Consider the following 26,484-nt stretch of genomic DNA (forward strand, 5'->3'; position numbering starts at 1 on the left):
GGGATATATCGCAAATGAATGATTTCGAACCTCGCCTGATAGAGGCGCTGCAACCGGTGCGCCACTTCTTCCTGGCGCAGGCGATCGAGTTCGGCCTGACCTCCGGGCTGCTGGACGAACTGGCTGCCGACCGGACGACAGCCGACCGGTCACCGGCGGATGTGGCGAAACGGTTGAGCATGGACCCCGAACGCCTCCTCGGCCTCCTGCGCTACTTCGCGGCCGAGGGCATCGTGCGCGATCCCGACACCTCCCCACGGCTGACGCACAAGGGGGAGGAGGCGCGTCGGTTCCGGCCGTGGTACGAGCTGCTGATCGGCGGGTATTCCGCGACCCTTGGCGAACTGCCGGCCGTCATGACCGACCCGAAGGCGTATGCGGGACGTAACGGCGGCATGGTGGGCCTGGGCAGCTGCGGGATCAGCCGCCACGATGCCATACCTCTGGTGCGGCGCCTGCTGGCGCTGCTACCGGAAGAGCCCGCGGTCGTGGTCGATCTCGGCTGCGGGGACGGCTCGTTCCTGCTCGAAATCCGCGCGGACGGGGGCCGGGGAATCGGCATCGACCCGGACGCGAGCAGTATCGCGCGCGCCCGTGCGCTCTCCCGTGAACAAGGACGCGGGGCGGAGATGACGTTCGATGTGTCCACGGCTCAGGATTTCCTGTCCCGCACACTCGATCTGCCGCACCGTTCGGTCTGCTTCATTACCGCGTTTTCCCTTCAGGAAGTACTGGAACAGCGCGACCGCGGGGCAGTGGTCAACCTTGTGCGCTCCGCTCTGGAGCAGGCGCCGGAGTCCTATCTGATCGTTGTGGAGGTCGACCACCGGCCTACCGACCCCGCTGTCATGAGGCATGGCCTGGGGCTGGCCTACTACAATCCCTATTACCTTTTGCACCAGGTGACGGAGCAGCGGCTCGAGACCACCGAATTCTGGCGGGACCTCTTCGCCGAAGCGGGTGGTTCGGTCGTCGAATGCCTGACCACTGACCCGGAGGTCGACTCGACCGGCCTTGAACTCGGCTTCCTTGTCCGGAAGGCCGGTTAGGTCCGCTGCCGGACTTCCCAAGCGGCCATGGCCCGGTCGAGCAGTGCGAGACCTTCCCGGATCGTCCGGGGTGCCAGGCCGGTGGGAAAGCGAATGAATCCCGGGATCACCGGAGCGTAGTTCTCCGATGTCGTGAGCACGAGCCGGTATTCGTCGAGAGCGAAGTCGGCGAAAGCCTCGACGTCGGCCGTCCCGAGGTCCATCCAGAGCTGGGTGCCACCGTTCGGCAGCGGGGCGTCAAGGAGGTGGTGACCGGCCGCGCCGCGCCGTATGGCGTCGCGGCCGGCCCGAACCCCGCCGACCAGCGCGGCATTTCCATGGCCGATGACCACCGCCGCGAGCTGCTGCGCCCGGCTGTTGATCGAAACGGCCTCCCACTCCAGACGGGGAACGATTCGGCCGACCGTCTCTTCATGCCCGGTGATCCAGCCGATCCGGTCGCCGGGCCGTCCGTAGTTTTTCGACATGGAGTTCACCACGACCAAGTCGGGCCTGCTGACCGCCAGATCGACGGGAGCAGCACGGAATTCCGGTCCGAAGGAGAAGGAATCGTAGACGGCGTCGTAGACCACGAGGACATCGTGCGTATCCGCGAACCTGCTCAGGAATCGCGGATACCCGGCACTCGCCGTCGCTCCTGTGGGGTTGTGCGGGAAGTTGACGTACAGGACCGTGGGCTCGCGACACATCGGGGCGAGCACGTCCCAGTCCTCCGCCGACCCCGTGAGCGTGACCGTCTCGACCGCCAGCCCTGCCGCCAGCATCGCGTCGTGCACTCCGCGGAACACCGGAGCCTGGCAGACCGCCTTCCGGTAGCCCCTGGCGACGCTGTCCCGGAACACAAGCCCCAGAGCGTGCATACCACCGGCGCTGACGACGATGTTCGACGGATGCACGGCCGCGCTTCCGGACATCTCGCGCTCGCGCCGGGCTATGGCCTCGCGCAGGACCGGCAGCCCCTGCGAAGGCGCGTAGAAGTACGGAGCGTCGTCGGAATCCGGAGAAGCCGTACTGGATTCCGGCCGCTTCCCCTCCGGCCAGCAGGGAACATTCTCCACGAGAACCGACCATGGTTCGTCGGGCCGCGACTCGGCGATCGCCAGCCGACGCTGCAGGGCGGACACAGCCGGTGTCGCGAGGTTCTTTTCGATGAACTCCGATCGCATCAGCGGTACGTCTCCAGAGTTCCGGTTCTGCGTATGTCGAGGGAGACGCAGTGGAACGATCCGCCCAGGGTGCGCGCGTGGGTGAGGCGCATCGGAAGGACGTCGATCCCGCGCTTCTCAAGAGCGCGGAGAAGCGCGGGCTGGCGCTCGTCCGCCACCACCAGATCCTCCCTGATGACCAGGAGGTTCATGCCGACCCAGGGGGAGCCGTAGGGGTACTCCCCCACATACTCGGTCTCGGTCATTTCCGGGCACCAGAGATGGTCCCAGCCGCGGAGGTAGTCCGGCATGTTCTTGTCGTTGACGCGCTCAGGATTGAGGAGTACGAGTCCGGGCCGGAGCGGGACGATGGTGGTGTCGATATGGGTTCCGGTGTAGATGTCACGGCAGGGATGAACCGTGTAGGTGTCCCCCAGCGCCGACTGGAGCCATTTCCAGCCCAGTTCGTTTCCGCTGTCCGAAACCAGATACAGCAGATCGGTCCCGCAGCGCATCACGTTGGCGGCGTCGAATGCGGGTTCCAGGTTTCCGAGCCGACGTCCGGGCTCGGCGCCCATGTCGTACATGTCGTCGCCGAGCCGCGGCTTCGGCGCCGATATCCATCGCGCTCCGCTTTCAAAGAACTCAAGCAGCATGTTCTTGTAGGCGAAGGGTTCCAGGAATCTCGACCGAAGAACCATGGGGGTCTCGATGACGGTGCTGCCCACGGTCAGAAAGACATCGCGCGGGCAGTAGTCGTAGAAACCGTCGGTCTGCCAGTCCGGCGTGGCGAGTTTCGCCGCGTGATCGCGGGCCTCGGGCCGCCGGACCTTCACACCGATTTTCGTGAGCTCATCACAGAGCATGGACAATTCATGCTCGGTCTCCTCGAGAATATGGCGCCCATACGGACCGGAAGGGATTTTGTCGACCGTTCCGTATTCCGGGTACTCCAGGGTGAACAGGCCCTTGTCGGGGATCGGTACGCGGGCGCCGGCCGCGGTGCCGATGATGACTTCTTCGAGCGGATCCCACTCGTTGTGCACATCGACCAGACTAAACGGATTTGTCACGGCAAACCCCTCCCCGTCGCCCGCATACGCCGTCATGACTGCGGGCAATCTAGGAGATTCCGCGGCCCGGCGACAAGCCTTGCGGATTTGATCTCGGCCCTGAAATCATGGCCGAATTATTTTGGGCGGTGGCAAGCGGGGGCAGGGGATGGCGTCGGCTGAAGCGGGTGAGACGACCGCGGGTTTGCGTCCACTGCGCAGGAACTGGCGGTTTCAGATGCTGTGGGGAGGTGCCGCGGCATCGCTGCTCGGCTCCCGCATGTCCACCATCGCGTATCCGCTCCTGTTGCTGGCGATGACCGGATCGACGTTCGCCGCCGGAGCGTTCAGCGGAGTGCAGCTTCTGACGCAGGTGCTCTTCGGGATCCACGCGGGCACTGTCGCGGACCGTTACGACCGCAGGGTGGTCCTCATCGTGGCCGACGGGCTGCGCTTCCTGGCGTCCCTGACCGTCCCTCTCGCCCTCGCGATGGACCGGCTGACCCTCATCCACATCCTGCTGGTCGCGGTGGTGGTCGGCGCCACCATGGCCTATGCGTTTCCGGTCCGCACGCTCGCGATTCGCTCGGTCGTGCCCAAGGCGCAGCTGCGGCAGGCACTCGCCCAGGACGGCTTGCGGACCAACGGTACGGGTCTGCTGGGGCCGCCGCTGGCGGGATTCCTCTTCGGGCTCGGCCGTTCGGCTCCGTTCATCGGCGCGGCGGTCGGCTCGCTGCTCTCGTTCGGCGCGGCCTGCGCGGTCCCGTTCGACGGCAAGGCGGAGACGAGCGGGGGGAAGGCGCGCGGCGGAGCCCTGGAGGGAATCCGCTTCCTGGCCCGGAGCCCGCTGCTGCGGGCCACGGTGGGCATCACCTTCGCGCTCTATCTGGTCTGTTCCGCCACGGTGCTGTCGTGCCTGGTGCTCCTGCAGCGCGAGGGGGTCGGCAGTGCCGGCATCGGCCTCGCCCTGTCCGGCGAGGCGGCGGGCGGGATCGTCGGGGTGCTGTTCGTCAGCCGGCTGCACCGGCTGATGGGCCCCGGGAAACTGCTGATCGCCGCGTCCTGGCTGTATGTGCCGCCGCTCCTGGTGCTGCCGCTGTCCAGCAGCCCGGTCCTGGTCTTCTTCGTACTCGCGGTGATGCTGCTCAGCGATCCGTCGCTCGATGTGATGACCGATGTGCTGATCTTCCAACAGGTCCCCGACGAGCTGAGGGGCCGGGTCATGGCCGCGACCTTCATGCTCTTCACTCTTGGGATGCCCGCCGGGACGCTCGGCAGCGGCCTGCTGCTCGACTTCCTGTCGCCCGGCGCCATGTTCACACTGCTCGCGGCGGTACTGGCGGTCGCTCTGGTACCCCTAACCCTCAACCGCACACTGTGGGAGTCCGGGTGGCCGGTCTGATTCCGCTGTCCTTCGCCCAGCAGCGCCTGTGGCTCATCGACCGGCTGGAAGGGCCCAGCGCGGTCTACAACGTCCCCTTGGCGCTGCGATTCTCCGGCGCCGTGAACCGTGCCGCCCTGGAGGCCGCCCTCCGGGATGTGGTGGTGCGCCACGAGAGTCTGCGCACGGTGTTCACCGAGACGGAGGGGGTCGCGCACCAGGACATCCTCGGTCCGGATGCGCTGAGCGTGCCGTTCGAGGTACGTGGGACGGATGAGGCGGCGCTCGCCCAGGACCTGGCGGAGTTCGCCGCCCGCCCCTTCGACCTGGCGCACGAACTGCCCGTCCGCGCTCGGCTGTTGCTGTCGGCACCGGAAGAATCGGTACTGGCGCTGGTGATTCACCACACCGCCTGCGACGGCTGGTCCATCGGCCCGCTCTTCCGCGACCTCGGGACCGCGTACCGGGCGTGGTGCCAGGCGGACGGTCGCGCACCGCAGTGGGAACCGCTGCCGGTCCAGTACGCGGACTACGCCCTCTGGCAGCGGGAGATGCTGGGGGACGAGGACGACCCGGACAGCGAGGTGTCCCGCCAGTCCGCCTTCTGGTCCGCCGAACTCAGCGGCCTGCCCGCGCAGCTGTCGCTGCCCGCCGACCGGGTCCGTCCGGCGGTGAGCGACTTCCGTGGTGGAGCCGTACCGATCGAGATCGGCGCCGGGGCCCACCGCGGACTGACGCGGTTGGCACGGGACGCGCGGGCCAGCTCCTTCATGGTGGTCCAGGCCGCGCTGGCGCTGCTGCTGACCAGGCTCGGGGCCGGCACCGACATCCCGATCGGCACCGTGACGGCGGGCCGCGACGAGGTGGCGCTGGAGGAACTGGTCGGCTTCTTCGCCAACACTCTGGTCCTGCGCACCGACACCTCCGGCAACCCCACCTTCCGGGAGTTGCTGGAGCGTGTGCGGAGCAGGACCCTGAAGGCGTACGCACACGGCGAGCTTCCGTTCGAGCGAGTCGTGGAACTCATCAGCCCCGAGCGGTCCCTGGCCAGGCATCCGCTCTTCCAGGTGATGCTGGTCTTCGAACCCGAGGGTGATGCCGTCCCCGAACTGCCCGGGTTGCGGGTCGGCCTCGAAGAGGTGGACACGCGAAGCGCCAAGTTCGATCTGACCGTCAGTCTGAGGGAGCGATTCGGCCGCGACGGCGAACCGGTCGGCCTTTCGGGGGAACTCCGTTATCGCACCGACCTGTTCGACCATGGGACGGCCGAGCGTATGGCCACCCGTCTGGTACGGATCCTGGCCGCCGCCGCGCGGAGCCCGGAGCTTCCCGTCGGACGCGTCGATATCCTCGACGCCGCCGAGCGGAACCGTGTGCTGATCGAATGGAACGACACCGGCCTGGACGCACCCGCCCCGAGCCTGCCCGCGCTCTTCTCGGCCCAGGCCGCCCGGACCCCGGCCGCACCGGCCGTGTCCGACGGCGGCCTGGTGCTCACGTACGCGGAGCTGGACGCGCGGGCCAACCGGCTGGCACATCTGCTGGCCGCACGCGGAATCGGCCCGGAGAAGCTGGTCGCGGTCGCCCTGCCCCGTTCGGCGCAGGCCGTCATCGCGCTCCTGGCCGTCCTCAAGGCAGGGGGCGGCTACCTTCCGCTGGACCCCGGCTATCCGGTGGAACGGCTCGGCGCCATGCTCCGTGACGCCCGGCCGGAGCTCGTCCTCACCACGGCACAGGCCGACCCGACGGCCGAGCCGGCCATACCCCGGCTGTGCCTCGACGGCTCCTCGATCCAGGCCGAGTTGGAGAGCCGACCCGCCACCGATCCGGCCGTGCGGACACATCCCGGTCATCCGGTCTACGTCATTTACACCTCAGGATCGACAGGCCGTCCCAAGGGTGTCGTCGTCACCCACGGAGCTCTGGCCGACTACCTGGCCTGGGCACGCCGGGCCTACCCGGCGACCGCCGGTACGGTTCTGCTCCATACGTCGCTCTCGTTCGATCTGACGGTCACCGCCCTGTGGACGCCGCTGACGGTCGGCGGCTGCCTGTTCACGGCCTCGATCCCGGAGCCGGCCGAGATGGCGGAGCCGGCCGGTATGGAGTTCACCTTCGTGAAGGCCACACCGAGTCATCTGCCGCTGCTGGCCGAGGCATCCGACCTCTGCTCGCCCACCGGTCAGCTGCTGCTCGCCGGCGAAGCCCTCACCGCCGAGGCGCTTCACAGATGGCGCCGCCGACACCCGCACATGACCGTGCACAACGTGTACGGACCGACGGAGACCACGGTCAGCTGCGCCGACTTCCCCGTGGAGCCCGGTGCCGAGCTCCCGCCCGGAACGGTGCCCATCGGCCGTCCCCTGGCCAACACCCGGATCTACGTACTGGATTCCGCGCTGGCCCCGGTGCCGCCCGGTGTCGTGGGCGAACTGTACGTCGCGGGCTCGGGCCTGGCCCGGGGATATCTGGGCCGGCCGGGCCTGACGGCCGAGCGGTTCGTCGCGTGCCCCTTCGGGGCCCCGGGCGAGCGGATGTACCGCACCGGCGATCTCGCACGGTGGCGGCCGACCGGGGTGCTGGACTTCATGGGGCGGGCCGATCAGCAGATCAAGATGCGTGGCTTCCGCATCGAACCCGGCGAGATCGAGACCGTACTGGCCGCCGACCCGGTCGTGGGCCAGGTCTCGGTGGTGGCTCGGGAGGACAGGTGGGGAGACCAGTGGCTGGTGGCGTACGTGGTGCCCGTCGAGGGCGGGACCCCCGAGAGCATGGACGGCTCGGCCGTACGCGAGCGGGCGCGGCGGCTGCTGCCGGAGTACATGGTGCCCGCCGTCGTGGTGCCGCTTCCGGCGCTGCCGCTGACGCCGAACGGCAAGCTCGACCGTGCCGCCCTGCCCGCGCCACGGCCCAGCGCCGGGAAGTCGTGCCGGGGACCGGGCACGCCGGTCGAAGAGGTCTTGTGCGAGCTGTTCGCGGAAGCTCTCGGCGCCGAGGGGATCGGCGCCGACGAGGGGTTCTTCGAACTGGGCGGCCACTCGCTGCTCGCCGCCCGGCTGACCGGCCGGATCGCGGCCCGGCTGGGCGTGGAGGTGCGGCTGCGAGACCTGTTCGAGGCGCCTACGGTCGCCGCCCTCGCCAGCCGTCTGGGCAGGGTCGGCGAGCGCGACGGGACGGCCTTCGACGTCCTTCTGCGGCTTGGGGTGGGCGGTTCGGGCACCCCGCTGTTCTGTGTGCATCCGGGTGGTGGCATCAGCTGGTGCTACACCGGGCTGATCCGCCATCTGCCACCGGATCTGCCGGTCTACGGACTACAGTCCCGGGCGTTGTCGCCCGACACCGCGTGCCCCGCGACCATCGAGGAGATGGCGCGCGACTACCGCGAGCAGATCGTCTCGGTGCAGCCCGTCGGCCCGTACCGGCTGCTCGGCTGGTCCTTCGGCGGCCTCGTCGCGCATGCCGTCGCCGTACAGCTCCAAGAGGCGGGCGAAGAGGTGCGGTTCCTCGGCATGCTGGACAGCTATCCGGAGTTCCATGACCACGGCGACCGGCTTCCCCGGTGGGGGGAGGACGGCGCGGTGGACCTTCTCCACGAGGCGATCGGTGGACTCGACGGGCTCGCGGCGGACGAGATGCCGCGGGTGCTGGCCGCCCTGAGGCATCACCGTGCGCTGTGGCGGGGTTACGTACCCCGGCGTTACCGGGGAGATCTCCTCTTCTTCACCGCCGCCCGGGACCGGCCCGAGGGCCGGGACGCGGTCAGGGAGTGGACGCCTTTCATCAATGGGACGATCGAGGAGATCTCCGTCGAGTGCGCTCATCCGGCGATGCTGTCCCCCGGACCGTCGGCCATGATCGGAAGAGCGCTGGCAGCCGCGCTCTCCCCCTGACCTGCCCGGCCCACGAGGTCCACAGAGCCGTCGCCGCGCAGTCGGGCCCGGGCGCCGGTGCGGTACATCCGCCCGCCGGGCGGTCCGTACGGATCGGCCACGAAGCGCTCCGCGGTGCGGGCCGGTCGCCCCGGGTAGCCACGGGCAGGCCCCGGACCGGACAGGTACAGCTCGCCGACGACGCCGGGCGGCAACCGCCGCCCCGCTCCGTCCAGTACGTAGGCCGGGGGCCGGTCGGCACTCGGGTAGGTGTCCGCGACCTGCCCGGCCGAACGGCGGGACGTGACGGTCACGCGGCCGCCCCGCAGCAACTGCCCCCACCATTCCCATACGGTGAAGTCGAAGACGTCGCCGAACCCGGGACAGGGACCGGCCCCGGTGATCACACGCAGCACGTCCTGGTGGGAGAGGACGGCCCCCAGGGGTTCGCCGTGCGCGCTCGCGGCCCGGACCACGCAGGCGGCGCCGGCCGGCTGTGGAGGCGGTGTGCGGACGTCCGGCGGGGTGGCCGGTCCTGGTTCGCCGATGACCAGTGTGGGCAGGTCGGCGGGGAGGAACCAGGCATGGGCGCGATCCGTGACGGTCAGGACGGGCGGGCAATCGGCCGGCAGCAGTTCGAGGCGATCGTGCGGCGTGCCGGGGTCGAGCGGAAGACAGCAGCCTCCGGCTCTGAGCACGGCGAGCGTCGCGATCACCAGGTGGGCCGAGCGCGGGAGCGCCACCGCCACGGTCAGCTCCGGTCCCACCCCCGCCTCCCGCAGCGCCGACGCCATCTGGTCCACCCGCTCGCCGAGTTCGGCGTACGTGAGCTCGGTGGCGCCGTACACCACCGCGATCCGGTCGGGTGTGCGCCGGACCTGGGCCTCGAAGCGGGAGATGACGGTCTGCCCGTCAGCGGTCTGCCCGTCGGCGATCGGCGGTGGCGGGAGCTCCGCGCCGGTCGGCGGTGCCGTGAGCGGGCGGGTGGCGGAGAGGGGCAGGTCGGACAGGCGGGTGTCCGGGGCTGCCGCCACGCTGTGCAGCAGCGTGCCCCACAAGGAGGTGATCCGCTCAGCGGTGTCCTCGTCGAAGAGTTCGGTGCGGTACGAGAGCATGCCCTGGAGCCCGGAGTCGGTCTCCCAGAGCTGCATGCCGAGGTCGAACTGTGAGGTGCTGACGTCGAACGGTACGGGCTCCACGTCAAGTCCGGTCAGTTCGGCCGTCTCCGGGGCGTTGTTCTGCAGTACGAAGAGCACCTGGGCCAGCGGATTGTGCCATGGGCTCCGGTCCGGGTTCAGCTCCTCGACGATCTTCTCGAACGGCACGTCCTGGTGCGCGTAACCGTCCAGCGCCACTCGCCGTACCTGGTCCAGCAAGGACCGGAAGGTGGGATTCCCGGAAAGGTCGGCGCGCAGCGCCAGGGTGTTGACGAAGAAGCCCACGAGACGGTCGAGTTCGGTACGACCCCGGGCAGCGGTCGGCACGGCCACCACGATGTCGTCCTGACCGCTGAGCCTGCCCATCAAGCAGTGGAAGGCCGTGAGCAAGGTGATGAACACCGTGGCACTCCCCGCCTGACTGACGGCGCGGATCCCGTCCAGAACATCTGCCGGGACGCGGAATTCCACGACCCGTCCCGCCGAACTGCCCGCAGCCTCGCGAGGTCGATCGAAAGGCAGCTCGATGGCCGTCGGAGCGCTGGCCAGCCTTTCCTTCCAGTAGACCAGTTGGTGTGCGAGAACCCCGTCCCGCAGCCAGTCGCGCTGCCACACCGCGTAGTCGGCGTAGCACACCGGCAGCTCGGCCAGGCCAGCCCGCTCCTGGCGACCCCCGGCCGCGTAGAGGGCGGCCAGGTCCTCGAAGAAGACGCTGCCGGACCAGCCGTCGGTGACGAGGTGGTGCATGGTCAGCAGCAGGATGTGCTCGTCGGCGGCCAGACGCAGCAGCTCCGTCCGCATGAGCGGTCCCCGGACCAGGTCGAAGGGGCGCATGGCCTCCTCGCCGACCAGCCGCTCGGCCTCGCGCGTCCGCTCATCCGACCCCAGCCCGCTGAGATCGGTGAGGGCCAGTTCCCAGGACGGCACGGGCCGGATCTCCTGCCACGGCTCGCCGTCATCGGAACCGAAGACCGTACGCAGCACCTCGTGGCGTTCGACCATCGCCTCCAGACTCCGCCGCAGCGCCTCCCGATCGAGCGCGCCGCGCAGCCGCAGCGGAGAGGCGATGTTGTAGGCCGGGCTGCCCGGCTCCAACTGGTCGATGAACCACAGGCGTCGCTGGGCGAATGACAGCGGAAGCCGCTGTCCGGCGACCCGGGGCAGGGGCACGATCGGCGGCGTCGTCGGTGTGCCGGACCGCAGCGACGCCTCGGCCCGTTCGGCGAGTCCCGCGATCGTCGGGCTCTCGTAGATCGCGCGAACCGGGAGCTCGGCGCGCAGATCGGTGCGGATCCGGGCGAGCACCTGGGTGGCCAGGAGTGAATGGCCGCCGATGGAGAAGAAGTTGTCGTGCACGCCGATGCCGCCGAGCCCGATACTGCCGACCCCGATGAGGGCACTCCAGATGCCCCCGATGATCTCCTCGGCCGGGGTGCGTGGCTCGGCGCCGCCGCCGACCTGGGCGGACAGCTCCTGTTCGGGGCTCGGGAGCCCTCGGCGGTTGAGCTTTCCGTTGGAGTTGAGCGGCATGCTCTCCAGCAGAACGATCGCTGAAGGAATCATGAAGCCCGGCAGCCGCCCACGCAGGTGATCGCGCAGCCGGGCCCGGGTCTCCCGCTCCCACGTGAGCCGCGTTTCGTCCGAAGTCGGCCACCGTCCGGCGGCGACCGACGCATAGGCCACCAGATGCCGGTCCCCAGGGGCCTTGTCATGCACGATGACCAGGACGTCCTCGACATCCGGGTGGCCGCGCAGGGCTTCCCCGACCTCTCCCAGCTCGACCCGGAAGCCACGGACCTTCACCTGGTGGTCGGACCGGCCGACGATCTCGATCGTGCCGTCGGGTCGGTACCGGGTCAGATCACCGCTGCGGTAGAGCCGTGCCCCGGGGACTCCGCTGAACGGATCCGGAACGAAACGGGTCGCGGTCAGATCCGTCCGGCCGAAGTAGCCGCGCCCGACGCCGTCACCCCCGACATAGAGCTCACCCGCGACTCCGGGCGGGACCGGCTGCAGCGCGCTGTTGAGGATGTAGATCCGGCTGCCCGGCAGCGGGCGGCCGACCGGGAGGGCGCCGTCGGGGTCGTCGCCGGGGTGCCCCTCGGCGAAGTGGGTGTTGTCGATGGTGGACTCGGTGAGACCGTAGGTCCCGGCCATCACGGTCCCCGGGTGGCACAGGCGCCGCGCACGCTCGAAGTCGCGTACGTACCAGACGTCACCGCCCGCCATCAGGAAGTCCAGGAACTCCAGCGACTCCCCGCTCGCCTCGACATGGTCCAGGAACACCCGCAGCAGCGGCGGTACGAACTCCGCGCTGTTGACGCCTTCCTGAAGCATCAGGTCGAGCAGCTCCGGCGGCGACAGCGAGACCTCGCGCGGGCACACCACCAGCGTGGCGCCGGTGAACAGCGCGCGCATGGTGTCGCCCATGAACATGTCGAAGGAGAAGCTCGCCATCTGCACATGGGCCCTCAGGCGCCGGCTCAGGTCGTAGCGCTCCTCGAACGAGTGAAAGTAGTTGACGAAGTTCGCGTGCGTGAGCATCGCGCATTTGGGGGTTCCGGTCGAGCCCGAGGTGTAGAGCATGCCCGCGAGATTCGACGGGAGCACGCCGGTGACCGGCGGGAGCGTCGGCTGCGACCGTATCTCCGGGTCGTCCCTGTCGATCAGGAGGACGGGTACGGCGTCGGCTCCGGTCAGGGCCGCTGCCGTGGTGGCGTCGGAGATCAGCAGCGAGGCTTTGGAGTCCGACAGCATGAACGCCAGGCGCTCCGCCGGGTAGTCCGGGTCCAGCGGGATGAAGGTGCCCCCCGCCTTGAACACCGCGAGAAGGGCGACCAGAGTCGCGGCCGAGCGCTCCAGGCAGATCCCGACGCCGGTTTCGGCCCCGACCCCTCGGGAGCGCAGGGCGTGCGCCATCTGATTGGCGCGCTCGTCCAGCTGCCGGTAGGTGAGGCGCTGATCCCGCCACACCACCGCGAGGGCTTCCGGCGTGCGGCGGACCTGCTCCTCGAAGAGGGTGTGCAGGCACCGGGGCTCACCGCGCGCCGAGCCGGTGTCGTTCCAGCCGGTCAGGATCTGCTCGCGTTCCGCTGGGAGGAGCAGGCGCAGTGCGCTGACGGGCCGGTCGGGGTTGGCCAGGGCGTCTTCGAGCAGCTGCCGCAGGTGTCCGGCCATGCGCCGGATCGTGGCGGGCTCGAACAGGTCGGTGCTGTATTCCAGCTCGCAGACCAGCTTCTCCCCCAGATGCCGTACCGCCAGGGTGAGATCGAACCTGGCCGAGGTGCGCGGCAGGTCGATGCGCTCCACCGCGAGCCGGGCGAATTCCGGTGCTTCCTCCGCTTCCTCTGCTTCCTCGTGCCCTTCCGACCCGCGGAACAGCACCTGGAACAGCGGGGTGGAACTCGGATCACGTTCCGGCTGAAGGATTCTGATCAGCTCTTCGAACGGCACGTCGCCGTGCACCCGGGCCTCCCGCACCGCCGCGTCCACCCGGCGGACGACCTCGCCGAAACCGGGCTCGAGCCGGGCTCCGGAAAGGTCGCTGCGGAGCACCACCGTGTTGGCGAAGTGCCCGATCGCGCTGTCCGGTTCGCCCTGGGGCCGGTTGGGCAGGATCGTGCCCACCGTAATGTCCCGCTGGTCGCAGTAGTGAGCAAGCAGGGTCTTGAACGCCGCGAGGACCGTGGTGGCCACGGTGGTCCCCCGGCTGTCGCTGAAGCCGGTCAGCCGGGCCGTCAACTCCTGGCCCAGCTCAAAAATTTGGGCTGCCCCGCGTCCGCTCCGTACGGCGGGCCGACGTCTGTCGCACGGCAGCCGCAGCATCGCGGGCACGCCATCGAGCCGCTTCCGCCAGTATTCCAGCGAGGCGGCGTACGACCGGCCGCGCTGCTCGCGCGCGTAGTCGGCGTACCGCGGGGAGGGCGTGGGCAGCACGGGGGGCCGGCCGTCCCGGAACGCCGCGTAGACCTGCCCGAGCTCGCGAAGCAGCACCTCCATGGATGCGCTGTCAAGGACGATCTGGTGCGCGGTGACGGCCAGCGCGTGGTCCTCGCCGGACAGGCGCACCAGCCGCAACCGGATCAGCGGCCCCGACACAAGATCGAAGGGAGCGTCGGCCTCCTCGCTCAACAGCCGCTCCGCCTCGGATTCCCGCCGGTCTTCCGGGAGCCCGCCGAGATCGGTGAACGACAGCGGAAGGTCCGCGCTATCGGCCGGTACGCACACCGGCACGCCGGCCCTGTCGGGGAAGCGGGCCCGGAGTGTGTCGTGGCGTCGCACGATCTCGTCGAAGGCCCGACGCAGCGCCTCGACATCCAGGTCCCCCCGGATGCGCAGGGCGACAGCGACGCTGTAGACCGAGTTACCCGGCCGCAGTCTGTCGAGGAACCAGAGCTGCTCCTGTCCGAAGGACAGCGGCAGATCGTGCGGGGCTGAGTCGGCCATAACCTCACCAGGAACCGATGGAGCACTGCCAAGGCGATGAGATTAGCGGATCATCAGCCAGCCGGATCACGACTCCAACCGGTGGAGCCGCAGGTCGGTGAAGGCATACTGCAGGATGACGGCGAGCCCTTCGGTCATGTACCCCCGCCCGGCGGACGGGGCGAAGGCCGCATACCCGAGCCCTCTCCCCCGCGCGGCCGGTTCGCACAGCACCCGTGACGTGTGACTTCGCTGTACCGCGACCGCGCAGGCTCCGCCGGTGTACGACGACGCGGGGCCTCTCTCCTTGGAGAGAGGCCCCGTGCCGTTCGGCGCTGTTCGCGGTCTACTCGACGTTGATCTTGAACGTGCTGGTCGTGTTGCGGATGTCCTGGGCGTTGCCGCTCATCCGAAGGTTACGGAAGGTGGCTTCGCCGACGGCGGGGCCCTGACCGGGTTCCGGGAGTTCGTTGGCCCAGATGCCGAACCCGGACTTGGCGTCGAACGCGTCTCCGCTCTTCTTGGAGTTGGTGATGGAGATATCGGTGAAGATCGTGTCCTTCACCGGGAACTGCGGCTGACCGCCGACGTAGTTGGTCTGGAACATCACGCCTCCGTAGGTGGAGTCGTCGATGTCGACGTCATTGACGCGGATGCCCTGGAAGACCTTGGAGGCGGAGAACGCCCAGATGGCCGGGAAGACCTGCGAGCCCCAGAAGTGGCCGCCCGTCCTTTCCAGGGAGACGTTCTCGATCGTCGTGGGGTCGGTCCCGAAGCCGTTCATCGGGTAGCCGAAGTCCAGCGAGGAGATCGTGATGCCGGAGTAGACCAGGGTGTCGGCGACACGGATGTTGCGGAAGGTGTTGTTGTAGCCGCCGTAGACGGCGATTCCGGCGGCCCGCCAGGTGAGTGTGGACGTCAGGTTCTCGTAGAGGTTGTTCTTCTCGTCGGCTCCGCCCGCGTCGATCGCCGAGAAGAGTGCGAAGCTGTCGTCGCCCGTGGCCCGGGCGTCGTTGTTGACGACGTGGTTGTCCGTGGAGCCGTTCGTCATGTTGATGCCGTCGGCGAACATGTCCCGGATGCGGGAGTTCTGAATGGTCATGTGGTCGGTGTTGGCGCCCCAGTAGAGGCACACCATGTGCTCGACCCAGATGTTGTCGATGGTGATGTCGGAGACGCCTGCGAAGTCGAACACCTTGCCCGGGCCGTCGATGCGGGACGTGTAGTTGCCGAAGTAGGCGAATCCGGCGAACGTCGAGCCCTTGGCGGTGGCGTCGGCCCGGAAGCCGATGTCGGTGTTCTCCTGTGAGGAGGGTGCGTGGAAGCGGGTGAACCACGGTCCGGCTCCGACGACCTTGACCGCCTTGCCGTAGACCTGGAACTTGCTGGAGGTCTCGTAGTCTCCGGCGGGCAGGTAGACGCCGACGAGCTTGCCCGTCGTGTCCATACGGACCTTGTCGAGCGCGTTCTGCACGTCCTGTTGCGCGAAGCCGGCCGGGACCGCATAGGCGGCCGGGTCCGGGTTCGAGGCCGCTGTCGCCTGCTCGGCGTTGATGAAGTCGATGGCGTAGGTGGAGGTGTTGGCCGCGTCCTTCTGGAGCCGGATCTTGGAACCGGCCGGAACGGTCTTGCCGAGCAGCAGGTTCGCCTCGTCGTAGATGTGGCGGGGCGCACCGGAGCCGGGCGAGTTGCCGGGTGCGGTCTCGTTGCCGTACAGCCAGGCGTACTTCGAGGTCAGATCGATCGCTTTGAGGAACTGGCCGTCCACGTAGACGTTCAGCGTCGTGTTGGTGCCGTCGGGGATGGAGAAGCGGGTCACCAGGGTGTTGGTGGCCGCGCGGGTGGTCCACTCGACGTACTGGCCGGTCGCGCTGAGGGTGACCGCCTTGCGGCCGCTGGCCTCGCCGGCGATGTCGCCGATGGTCCGGTTCGGGCCGACGACCTTGGCTCCGCCGCCGACCGTGCCGTCCTCGGCCTCGTACATGTCGTACGGCATGTCCGCGCCGCGGCCGACGAACAGGGGCTGCGTGGTGGTGTTGTTGGCCCGTTTGACCGGCAGTTCGTTGGCGTCGTCGGCGATGACGGTCTTGACGGTGTACTTGCCGTTGACGGCCGTCCACGAACCGAGGCTGACGGGTGCGGTCGTCTGGCCGGCCGCGATGGCACCGCTGTAGGAGCCGGTCAGGGTCTTGACGGTGGCGCCCTTGGAGTCCTGGATCGTCAGCGTCACGCCGTGGGCACCCGAGGCCGAGGCCGTCGTGCCCTGGTTCTTGATCGCGACGGTGAATTTGACGTCGTCACCGGCCGACGCACTGGACGGGGCCCATGAGACCGGTGCGGCGACCAGGTCGGAGCTGGAGACCGGCTTGACGACAAGGGCGTCGGAGCGGGTGAATGCGTTGTTCGCCTCGTTCTGTTCGATGACCTTGTTCGACGGGTCCACCGCGGCGCCGACCGCGTAACTGCCCGCGTCCCGGGCGCCGGTGCTCGCGGTGACCATCTTCGACTCGCCGGCCGCGAGGGCCGGGACGTCCGCCGTGGCGGCCTTCGTGCCGCCGAGCGTGAAGTTCAGGTCGGTGGCCTTCGACGCCTTGGTGCCGCCGTTGGTGACGGTCGCCGAGAGGCTGACGGCGTCGGTCTCCAGCGGGGCGGCGGGCGTGTTCGTGATGCCGGTGACCTTGAGGTCCGGGTTGGCGGCCGGGGTGCCGATCACCTGGAACTCGGCGACCTGCGCGCCCGGAGCGCCCGAGTTGGCGGTGAACTTCAGCTGGATGTCCGCGGCCGCTCCGGAGACCGGGATCGTCACGGTGTTGCCACTGGCCGGGTTGAAGGTGTAGTCCTTCGCCGCCACGAGGCTTGTGAAGGCCGTCGCGTCCTGGTCACGGCCGAGCACCTGGATGTTCTGGGTGCGCGTGGGCCAGGCCGCGTCCGGGTTGAGCTTGACGACGACCTGACTGAGGTCGGCGTCGGCGCCCAGCTCGGTGGTGAGGGTGGCCGGGTAGGCGCCGCCCGCGCTCTCCCAATAGGTGCTGATCTGGCCGTCGTTGGCGTTGGCGGCGAGGTAGGTGAAGGTGTACGAGGATGCCTCGATGGGCTTGCCCTGGCCGAGGTCGGAGCCGGAACCGGAGCCGGGCCGGGTGACGCTGTTGCTCGCCGCCGACACGTTCCCGGCAGCGTCCTTCGCCTTCACGTAGTAGGTGACCGTCGCCGCAGCCGACGGGGTGTCGGTGTACGTCGTGACGTCGCCCGCCACAGACTTGACGAGTTCGCCGCCCGCGTAGATGTCGTAGCCGGTGACCTTGACGTTGTCGGTCGACGCCTGCCAGGTGAGCTTCACATCGCTGCCGGACTGCGTGTAGGCGAGGTTGCCGGGCGCCGTGGGTGCCTGGGTGTCGCCGCTCGTCCCCTTGCGGGTGACGCTGTTGCTGTTGGCGGAGACGTTGCCCGCGGCGTCCTTGGCCCGGACGTAGTACGTGATGTCGCTGTCGGCCGGCTGGGTGTCCGTGTACGTCAGGACGTTCCCGGCGACGCTCGCCCGCAGCTGACCGCCCGCGTAGATGTCGTAGCCGGTCACGCCGGTGTCGTCGGTGGCCGCGTTCCAGGTCAGCTTGATCTGGCCGGTGGTCGGCTCGGCGTAGCTCAGGTTCGTCGGCGCGGTGGGTGCCTGGGTGTCGCCGGTGGTCGGTCCGTACACCTCGAGCTCGGACAACTGACCTGCGGGCCAGCCGGAGTTGGCGGTGATCAGCACGCGCACGTAGCGCGTCGTGGTGGTGTCGAAGCCGATGGTCGCCGACTGGTCGTTGCCGCTGACGTCCCCGAAGGTATATGCCTTCGAGGCCGTCAGGTCGGTGAAGTTCTGGTTGTCCGTCGAGCTCTGGATCTTGAGCGTTTGACTGCGGCTCGGCCATCCGCTGGGCAGCCGCAGGGTCACCTGGTTCACCTTGACCGACGATCCCAGGTCGACCTGGAGCCACTGGGGGAAGGCGTTGTTCTTGCTCTCCCAGTAGGTGGCCCGGTTGCCGTCACCGGCGTTGGCCGCCCCGTAGACGTCGGCGTGCCCGCTCTCGGTGAAGGTCTTGCCCAGGGCGAGGTTGGGGGTCGAGGCGGCGGCCGTGAAGACCTGCATCTCGCCGAGCTGGCCGGTGGAGGCGACCGAGTTCTTGCTGAAGTCGGCGCGCACGTACCGGGCGAGGGTCGCGGGGAAGGAGATCTTGACCGTGTTGCCGTTGCCGGGGCTGAAGACGTACTGCGCCGACGACTTGAGCGTGGCGAAGCTCTTGCCGTCGGCACTGCCCTGGAGGGCCAGCGTCTGCTTGCGGGTCTGCCAGTCGGCGGGCAGGCGCAGCACGACCTGGCGGACGCGCTCGGTCCGGCCGAGGTCGGTCTGCACCCACTGGGCGGACTTCTTTCCGGCCTGCCAGTAGGTGTCGGCGTCGCCGTCGGCGACATTGGCGGCCGAGTGGGTGCCGAGGGCGCTGCCGGACTTGGTCGGGGCGTCCGCGGCGGCATTGGGACCGCCGGCCGCCTGCGCGCCGACGGCGGGCATGCCTAGAACCATGACAGTGGAGGCGAGCGCAGCGGTTGCTGCGCGCCGTCTCCAGGATCTCGGCTTGGGTCGAATCATGCGGGGTCACTCCCTGCGGAGGTTCGCGCGCGCCGGAGGGGCGGCGAGGACGGCTCTTTCCTGGGCAGAGCGGTGGCGCGGGGATGGTCAACATGGTCAACTTTTTGCGGGCTTTCCATCGAAAGATTGCAGAATTATGTGAGTACGTCTACGGTCATGACGGCACACTTTTCACCCGGTGTGCCCGGTACTTGGCTCTGGCGCTTCGCGCCCTTACCCGGCACTCCTCCGAGGAGGCGGGGAACAGACCGCTGTCGTCCGACTCGGGGCCTTCGAGTGCGGGCGGGGCGAGACGTTGCTCCATACAACGCAAGCGCCCGCAAGTAACGCAAATTCTTGCGCGTTGATTGCCCTCGGGTCGACTTCGTCGGCAAGGGACGCGGCCTTGTCGAGCTGCGGTCGGCTCAGCCGGACTGCGGGCCGGAGCCGGGCGGGGGCGTGCCGCCGGCCGAGGGGTGGGCGTGCGCGGCGTGCAGGATCGTGGCGGCGCCGCGGATCGCGGCGGTGTGCGGTGCGGGGACCGCCCGTAGCGGCGCGTGCAGTCCGCCGATGAGCCGGCGGGTGAGGTCGGGACGCAGTGCGCCGCCGCCGGCCAGGAGAGCACCCCAGCTCAGGGCTTCGGCGGTGAAGGACGTGCGGTCCTGCCGGAGCATTGAGGTGATCATGGCGGTGATGGCCTCGCTGATCTCCGCCGTGGTGCCGGCGCCGGTGAGGTCGGTGGTGCCCAGGGCGGTGCGGCGGGCGTCGAAGACGAGGCCGTCGACGAGGAGCACCACTTCGGTGAGGTGGGCGCCGACGTCCACCACGAGCAGCGGCAGGGAGAGGTCGGCGTCCGCGGCCAGGGCGATGGCGCGTGCGGTGGGGACGGTCAGGACCGCGCGCGGTCGCAGCACCTCCACGGCGGTGCGGGCACGTTCCCGGTAGCCGGGGCCGTCCAGCACGGGCGTGGTGACCACCACCAGCGGGCGGGTGAGGCGCGGCAGACGGTGGCCGAGCAGCCGGTCGAGCATCCGGGCCGTTCCCGGAACGTCGACGATGGCGCCGCGCCGGATCGGGTGGACGGCCCCGGGGAAGGTGACGGTGGGTACGTCGAGGATCAGTCCGCGGCCGGCCATCCAGGCGCGGGTACGGGCGCTGCCCAGGTCGAGCGCGAGGCCGCAGCACTGCCGGCACGACGGCCAGGGCCGGTGCCGGTGCCGGGCGGAGGAGTCGGCCCGGCGGCGGATGACGGTCATCGTCCGGCCTCCCGTACCTGCTGGCACCGCGCGCAGTAACGGGCCTGCGGAACGATCATCAGGCGTTCGCGTTCGACGGGGCGCCGGCACAGGTGGCAGTTGCCGTAGCAACCCTCGGCGATGCGTTGCAGCGCCGCCTCCACGTCGGCGAGGACCATGCACGCGGAGGCGGCGAGTTTCCCCCGCACTTCGGCCTGTGCCGCGGAACGGCACAGGAGCGGGTCCGCGGCGTGGGGCGCCACGGCTATCTGCCGCAGCTGCTCCTGGCGGAACAGGCGCTGTTCGCGCAGGTTCTCCCGCAGCGCGGCAAGGTCCTCGGGCGACAGGTGCGCGGCACGGTCGCCGATGGTCTGGTGGTTCACCACTTCACCCCTTTGAGCAGGGCGGAGACGAGGGCGGGTGGGACGGGGCCGGTCAGACGGCGGCGCGGCGCTGGCAGGCGACGCAGTGCCGGGTGTAGGGGAGGATCTCCAGGCGTTCGGCGGGGACGGGCTTGGCACAGCCCTGGCAGGTGCCGTAGGAGCCGTCGTCGACGCGGGCGAACGCCTCGTCGATCTCGGTGAGGACCCGCCGGATCGCCTCCGCCTGCGCGGACATCAGATGGTCGTCCGTGCTCTGTCCGGTCTCGTCGAGGGCCCGCAGCTGGGCCAGGCGGCTGTTGCGGGCGTGTTCAAGGCGCTGGCGGGCCTCGTGAGCGGTCAGCCGGCCGGGGCGGGGATCGCTCTGGGTGGTGTCGAGCGGCACGATGAGGTCCTTCCCGGAAGCGTGGAAACGCAGAAACGCAGATACGTGGAAGCGCGGCAGCGTAGAAACGTGGAAGCGTAGAAGGGCGCTGCGCGCGGCAGCGGCCGCCCGGTTCCGCCGACCGCGGTCTCCACGACCGCGGCACGGGCCGAACCGGGCGGCTCGGTCACCTTCGACTCTGCTCGACCCGGCGCCGGAAGCCCATCGGGCGCGGACCCCATTTGCCCGGGACAGCGGTGACCACGAGGCGATGGCGGGGAACGGCGGATGGGTAGCCGGTGACCTCGGATATGGGTGGCGTGCCCCATCGACCGCGCGCGGTGCGGGAGGCAGGCTGGGGCGGAATCGGTCGCGACCAGTCGCGGCAGCTCCGCCCGGGGTGCGATGACCGACAGCGGATAACCGACAGCGGATGACCGACAGTAGAGGTGATCACAGTCGGGTCGCAGAAGGAGGAGTTTCCGCGGTGTCGCTGTTCTGGCGGATCTTCGGGCTCAACGCCCTGGTGCTCGGCACCGCCACGGCCCTGCTGCTGTGGGCGCCGGTGACCGTCTCCGTGCCGGTGGTGCTGACCGAGGCGGTCATCCTGGTCGGCGGTCTCGCCGTCATGCTGGTCGCCAACGGCACCCTGCTGCGCTGGGGCCTGGCCCCGCTGGACCGGCTGACCAGGCTGATGACCACCGTCGACCTGCTGCGCCCCGGCCAGCGGCTGCCCGTGCCCGGCGCCGGTGGCGGCAGCGAGGTGATCGAGCTGATCCGCACCTTCAACGCCATGCTCGACCGGCTGGAACACGAACGCGCCACGTCCAGCGCCCGGGTGCTGCTGGCCCAGGAGGCGGAACGCCGCCGTATCGCCCAGGAGCTGCACGACGAGGTCGGACAGAGCATGACCGCGATCCTGCTGGTGCTCAAGCGCGCCGCGGACGACGCCCCCGAGCCGCTGCGCGAGGACCTCCAGCAGGCCCAGGAGATCACCCGGGAGAGCCTGGACGAGGTCCGCCGCCTGGTGCGCCGGCTGCGCCCCGGTGTCCTGGACGACCTGGGCCTGGTCAGTGTGCTGACCTCGCTCACGCAGGACTTCGCCACCCACACCGGGCTGCGGGTCGTACGGCGCCTCGACGCCGATCTGCCCGCCCTCGACCGGGAGAGCGAGCTCGTCCTGTACCGGGTGGCGCAGGAGAGTCTGACCAATGTGGCCCGCCATGCGGACGCGCATCGGGCCGAGGTGAGCCTGTACCGCGCGGGTGAGGCGGTGGTGCTGGAGATCGCCGACGACGGCCGCGGCATCGAGGCCGCCTGCGAAGGCGCCGGGATCCGCGGTATGCGCGAACGGGCCCTGCTCGCCGGGGCCACCCTGGACATCACCTCGACACCCGGCACCGGCACCCGGATCCGCCTGATCACCCCCGTACCCAGGAAGCAGTCCTGACCATGCACGATCCGACCTCGTCCGAACCCACCGCGGCCCCGGCACCCGTTCCCACGGCCGCGACGCCGATCCGCATCCTGCTCGCCGACGACCACGCCCTGGTACGCCGCGGTGTGCGGCTGATCCTCGACCGGGAACCCGATCTGGAGGTCGTCGCCGAGGCCGGGGACGGCGCCGAGGCCATCGAGGCGGCCCGGAACCAGGAGATCGACCTGTCCATCCTCGACATCGCCATGCCGCGCCTGACCGGTTTGCAGGCCGCCCGTGAGCTGGTGGCGCTCAAACCGGGGCTGCGCATCCTGATGCTGACGATGCATGACAACGAGCAGTACCTCTTCCAGGCGCTCAAGGCCGGGGCCTGTGGCTATGTGCTGAAATCCGTCGCCGACCGCGATCTGATCACCGCCTGCCGGGCCGCGATGCGCAATGAGCCGTTCCTCTACCCCGGCGCCGTCACCGCCCTCATCCGCAATTACCTGGACCGCGTCCGGCACGGCGAGGAGAACCCCGACCAGTTCCTCACCCCTCGCGAGGAGGAAGTCCTCAAACTCGTCGCCGAGGGGCACTCCTCCAAGGAGATCGCCGAGATCCTGTTCATCAGCGTCAAGACCGTGCACCGCCACCGGGCCAACCTCCTGCACAAACTCGGTCTGCACGACCGGCTGGAGTTGACCCGCTACGCCATCCGCGCGGGTCTCGTCGAACCCTGACACCCGCCCTTCCGACACCGGGGCACCCCGTGTCGAGCACCCAGCAGGAAGCCGAACGCCCAGCAGGAAAGGGACGGTGCATGCGCCCAGCACCCCGCACCGTCCCGACCGCCGGTCGTCACGGGCTCCATCTGCTCCACAGGCACTGCGGGCTCCACCGGGTCCACCGGGTCCACCGGGTCCACCGGCTCGCGGGGACGCTCATCGTGCTCCTCGCCGTCCTGCTGGCGCTGGTGCCCGCGGATACCGCGCGCGCCGCTTTTGGGCCGGTGCCCGCCCCCGCCCCGGCGGCCACGCACGCCGAGCACCCGCACGCCGAGCGCCTGGACACCGGGCCCCGCGCGGACGACCCGGGTGCCGCCGGCTGCGCGGCCCAGGCCCGGGCCCGGCACGACCGCCCTTGCGACCGTCCGTACCCACCGGATCACCACGCCACCGACCCCCGCGGTACGGATACCGGCCCGGCCGTCGGTATCCGCGATTCGGCGCCTTCCACGTGCGCACCCCTCACTTCCGGCCGACCGGCCCACCTGCGCGGCCGGGCACCTCCGGCGCCTTCCGGTACCTGACGCACCCCATCACCCTTTTCTCCGTCGCGGCCGCGCGAGCCGCCGCCGCGACATGCCTGCCGGAGGCTCGTGTTGAAACGCCGGAACAACCAGAACAAGCGGAACAGCAGCCGGAACACGCGGCACAAGTCCCTGCGCGCGCGTGCGCTGATCGCCCTCGCCGTGATCGCCGGATCGCTGGCCATCGCCCTCACCGTGCCGGTCCGCCTCGGCCTCGACCTGCGTGGCGGCACCCAGATCATGCTGGAAACCCGCTCCACCTCCACCACCGAAGCCGACGCCGCGGCCACCGACCGCACCGTGGAGGTGCTCCGCGGCCGTATCGACGCGCTCGGCGTGGCCGAGCCGACCGTCGTCCGCTCCGGAGACCACCGCATCCTCGTCGAACTGCCCGGTGTCCATGACCCGAAGAAGGCCGCCGATGTGCTGGGCCGCACCGCGCAACTCACCGTCCACGCAGTCCTCGGCCCGGCCGGGACCTCCGACGGCGCCACCGCCACGCCGCCCGCCGACCCGGCCGACCCGGCCGAGGAGCGTGTGCTGCCGGACGAGTCCGGACAGGCCCTGCGGCTGCGAGCCGCGGACCTGACCGGACGGGACGTAGAAGGCGCCGACGCCCGCTTCGACCAGCAGGGCGGTGCCGGATGGCATGTCGCCGTCGACTTCACCAAGACCGGTCAGGACCGGTGGAAGCAGGTCACCGCACGAGCCGCGTGCCATTCGGCCGGCGATCCGCAGCGCCGGGTCGCCATCGTCCTCGACAACAAGATCATCTCTTCACCGCAGGTCGACCCCTCCGTAGCGTGCGGGGCCGGTATCCCGGGCGGCACCACCCAGATCACCGGCTCCTTCGACGACAGCGAAGCCCGCGAACTCGCCCTGCTCATCTCCGGCGGCGCCCTGCCCGTTCCCGTCGAGACCGTCGAACAGCGCACCGTCGGCGCCACGCTCGGCGACGCGGCCATCGAGGCCGCGGCCTGGGCCGCCGCCATCGGCACCGCGCTGACCGCGCTGTTCATCATCGCCGTCTACCGGCTCATGGGTCTGCTCGCGACCGCGGCCCTGGTCTGCTACGGCCTCATCTCGTACGCCGCCCTGGCCGCGCTCGGCGCCACCCTGACCCTGCCGGGCCTCGCCGGGTTCGTCCTGGCGATCGGCATGGCCGTGGACGCCAACGTCCTGGTCTTCGAACGGGCCCGCGAAGAGTACGCGGCCCGCAGCCGCCCCACCCCGCGCTCGGCCCTGACGGCCGGGTTCCGCGGTGCCCTCAGCGCGATCGCCGACTCCAACATCACCACGCTGATCGCCGCGGGCCTCCTGTTCGCCTTCGCCTCCGGTCCGGTACGCGGCTTCGGTATCACCCTCGGCATCGGAGTCCTCGCCTCGATGGTCAGCGCCCTGGTGATCAGCAGGGTGCTCGCCGAATACGCGGTCAACCGCCCCGCGGCCAACCGCCGCCCTCGTATCACCGGCATCGCGAGCACCGGATGGGTACGCGACCGGCTGCTGCGGCGCGATCCGTTCCTGATGCGCCGTCCGCGCCGCTGGCTGGCCGCCTCCGCTGTCCTCCTCGCCGTGGCCGCGTCGGGCATCCTCGCCCGCGGCCTGGACTTCGGCATCGAGTTCACCGGCGGCCGGCTGATCGAGTACGCGACCAACACCCCCGTCGACCCCGACCGGGTCCGCACCGCCCTCACCGACGCCGGGTTCCCCCGCGCGGTCGTGCAGTCCTCCGGCGACACCGGGCTCACGGTGCGCGCCGAGCACCTGACCAACGCCGAAGAGGCCACCGTCACCGAAACCATCGGCGGCCTCGGCGGCGGGACGAAGAAGATCCGCGACGAGCTGATCGGCCCCAGCATGGGCGACGAACTGCGCCGCAACGCCCTCATCGCCCTCTCCCTCGCGCTGGGCGCCCAACTGCTGTATCTCGCGGTCCGGTTCCGCTGGATCTTCGGGACCGCGGCCGTCGCCGCGCTCGTCCACGACGTGGTGGTCCTCATCGGTGTCTTCGCCTGGCTCGGCAAGCCGATCGACGGAATCTTCCTGGCCGCCCTGCTGACCGTCATCGGCTACTCGGTCAACGACTCGGTCGTCGTCTTCGACCGCGTCCGCGAACTGCTGGCCCGCGACCGCATCACACGGCTTCCCCGCCTGACGAACCAGGCGATCCTGCAAACCCTGCCCCGGACCGTCAACACCGGTATGGGTGCGGCACTCATCCTCACCGCCCTCGCCGTCCTGGCCGACGACACCCTCACCGACTTCGCTCTCGCCCTTCTCATCGGCCTGGCGGTCGGCACCTACTCCTCCGTCTTCATCGCTGCCTCACTCACCATCGAGTTGCATCCGCACCGGAGTGCGCCGCCTCGCCGCCGCCTCGCCAGGTGATTACCTCTTCTTTGAGAGGCCTCCTGGGGGCTCAGGCGTGACCTTCGCTCTCTTCGAGGGCGCTGATGGCGGTTGCGGTGAGGCTGTGCGTGATGTGGTCGCGCATGAGCTGGGCGGCCTCGGCGGCCTGGCGGCTGACGATGAGCTCGACCAGCTGGTGGTGTTCATCGAGGTCGCGGGTGCGGGGCTCGTCAGCAGGTTGCGGACGGCTGTCCGCATGGCGGCGATGTCGGCGTCCGTGCGGCGGATGGCGGGGAGTTCGATGCCGATGGACCCGGCGACCGCGGCCGCTAGGCCGCTGAGGATGTCGCCGAAGAGGTTGTAGGTGACGACGACGTCGAAGCGGGCCGGTTCGAGGACGAACTTGGCCGCCAGCGCGTCGATGTGCTCCTGGTCCCAGGCCACCTGCGGGAAATCCGTGGCCCGTTCGGCGACGAGCTGGTCCCAGAACGGCATGGTGTGCACGATGCCGTTCGACTTCGTCGCAGACGTCAGCCGGCCGCCGCGCCGCGCGGCGAGCTCGAAGGCGTAGTGCAGTACGCGGGTGACACCGGCCCGGGTGAAGACGGACTCCTGGACGGCCATCTCGTCCGGGAAGCCGCGGTTGAGCCGTCCGCCGACCTCGCTGTACTCGCCCTCCACGTTCTCGCGGACCACGACGAAGTCGACGTCGCCCGCCCGGGCGCCGCGCACCGGGGCGGAGC

At 69.8% G+C, this 26,484-nt stretch carries 15 protein-coding genes and 1 pseudogene; 7 read left to right on the forward strand and 9 right to left on the reverse strand.

Annotated features, from left to right (window positions below):
- Nucleotides 1–14: 14 nt before the first annotated feature.
- Entirely contained in the window at nt 15–1,049 is a 1,035-nt protein-coding gene (locus ACFV2X_RS20125) for a 2-ketoarginine methyltransferase (RefSeq protein ID WP_385618076.1), read from the forward strand.
- Here ACFV2X_RS20125 and ACFV2X_RS20130 read toward each other — a convergent pair.
- On the reverse strand, nt 1,046–2,215 hold the full coding sequence (locus ACFV2X_RS20130) for a beta-methylarginine biosynthesis bifunctional aminotransferase (RefSeq protein ID WP_385618078.1): 1,170 nt from the start codon (nt 2,213–2,215) through the stop codon (nt 1,046–1,048). The two genes, ACFV2X_RS20125 and ACFV2X_RS20130, sit on opposite strands and share 4 nt — an antisense overlap.
- Nucleotides 2,215–3,267, reverse strand: coding sequence for an inosamine-phosphate amidinotransferase 1 (locus ACFV2X_RS20135; RefSeq protein ID WP_385618081.1), 1,053 nt, complete (start codon nt 3,265–3,267; stop codon nt 2,215–2,217). Before ACFV2X_RS20135 ends, ACFV2X_RS20130 begins: the two co-directional genes overlap by 1 nt.
- Nucleotides 3,268–3,415: 148 nt before the next feature.
- Here ACFV2X_RS20135 and ACFV2X_RS20140 point away from each other — a divergent pair, with 148 nt between their 5' ends.
- Both ACFV2X_RS20140 and ACFV2X_RS20145 read left to right on the forward strand, forming a co-directional pair.
- Nucleotides 3,416–4,648, forward strand: a complete 1,233-nt coding sequence (locus tag ACFV2X_RS20140; RefSeq protein ID WP_385618083.1) for an MFS transporter — start codon at nt 3,416–3,418, stop codon at nt 4,646–4,648.
- Entirely contained in the window at nt 4,636–8,517 is a 3,882-nt protein-coding gene (locus ACFV2X_RS20145) for an amino acid adenylation domain-containing protein (protein ID WP_385618086.1), read from the forward strand. The genes ACFV2X_RS20140 and ACFV2X_RS20145 overlap by 13 nt, the downstream gene beginning before the upstream one ends.
- Here ACFV2X_RS20145 and ACFV2X_RS20150 read toward each other — a convergent pair.
- From ACFV2X_RS20150 to ACFV2X_RS20175, 6 genes are all read right to left on the reverse strand, one after another.
- Nucleotides 8,445–14,099 (reverse strand): amino acid adenylation domain-containing protein, encoded by a 5,655-nt coding sequence (locus ACFV2X_RS20150; protein WP_385618088.1) that lies wholly within the window; start codon nt 14,097–14,099, stop codon nt 8,445–8,447. The genes ACFV2X_RS20145 and ACFV2X_RS20150 overlap by 73 nt on opposite strands.
- 66 nt (nt 14,100–14,165) lie before the next feature.
- The gene (locus ACFV2X_RS20155; RefSeq protein WP_385618091.1) at nt 14,166–14,312 is read right to left on the reverse strand and encodes a GNAT family N-acetyltransferase; all 147 of its coding nucleotides are present in this window, start codon (nt 14,310–14,312) and stop codon (nt 14,166–14,168) included.
- A gap of 112 nt (nt 14,313–14,424) precedes the next feature.
- Entirely contained in the window at nt 14,425–18,702 is a 4,278-nt protein-coding gene (locus tag ACFV2X_RS20160) for a discoidin domain-containing protein (protein WP_385618093.1), read from the reverse strand.
- Nucleotides 18,703–19,106: 404 nt separating this feature from the next.
- Complete coding sequence (locus ACFV2X_RS20165) at nt 19,107–19,937, reverse strand: hypothetical protein (RefSeq protein WP_385618095.1); 831 nt, start codon at nt 19,935–19,937, stop codon at nt 19,107–19,109.
- On the reverse strand, nt 19,934–20,302 hold the full coding sequence (locus ACFV2X_RS20170) for a TraR/DksA family transcriptional regulator (protein WP_385618097.1): 369 nt from the start codon (nt 20,300–20,302) through the stop codon (nt 19,934–19,936). The genes ACFV2X_RS20165 and ACFV2X_RS20170 overlap by 4 nt, the downstream gene beginning before the upstream one ends.
- 49 nt (nt 20,303–20,351) lie before the next feature.
- The gene (locus tag ACFV2X_RS20175; protein ID WP_089507869.1) at nt 20,352–20,681 is read right to left on the reverse strand and encodes a TraR/DksA C4-type zinc finger protein; all 330 of its coding nucleotides are present in this window, start codon (nt 20,679–20,681) and stop codon (nt 20,352–20,354) included.
- A 466-nt stretch (nt 20,682–21,147) separates the two neighbouring features.
- Between ACFV2X_RS20175 and ACFV2X_RS20180 the strand changes: the two genes are divergently transcribed.
- The 4 genes from ACFV2X_RS20180 to secD all read left to right on the forward strand — a co-directional run bounded on the left by ACFV2X_RS20180 (nt 21,148) and on the right by secD (nt 25,780).
- On the forward strand, nt 21,148–22,110 hold the full coding sequence (locus ACFV2X_RS20180) for a HAMP domain-containing sensor histidine kinase (protein WP_385618100.1): 963 nt from the start codon (nt 21,148–21,150) through the stop codon (nt 22,108–22,110).
- Nucleotides 22,111–22,112: 2 nt separating this feature from the next.
- Nucleotides 22,113–22,820: a response regulator gene (locus ACFV2X_RS20185; RefSeq protein ID WP_385618102.1), complete on the forward strand. Its 708-nt coding sequence runs from the start codon at nt 22,113–22,115 to the stop codon at nt 22,818–22,820.
- 80 nt (nt 22,821–22,900) lie between these two features.
- A complete protein-coding gene (locus ACFV2X_RS20190) occupies nt 22,901–23,389 on the forward strand; it encodes a hypothetical protein (protein ID WP_385618105.1) in 489 nt (162 codons plus the stop codon).
- 72 nt (nt 23,390–23,461) lie between these two features.
- Entirely contained in the window at nt 23,462–25,780 is a 2,319-nt protein-coding gene (gene secD / locus ACFV2X_RS20195) for a protein translocase subunit SecD (protein WP_385618107.1), read from the forward strand.
- 261 nt (nt 25,781–26,041) lie between these two features.
- Here the strand turns inward: secD and ACFV2X_RS20200 are convergent.
- Nucleotides 26,042–26,479, reverse strand: a pseudogene (locus ACFV2X_RS20200) (isocitrate/isopropylmalate family dehydrogenase); the annotation flags it as partial.
- Between the last annotated feature and the right edge of the window lie 5 nt (nt 26,480–26,484).

Source organism: Streptomyces sp. NPDC059679 (assembly GCF_042734105.1).
Taxonomy (GTDB): Bacteria; Actinomycetota; Actinomycetes; order Streptomycetales; family Streptomycetaceae; genus Streptomyces.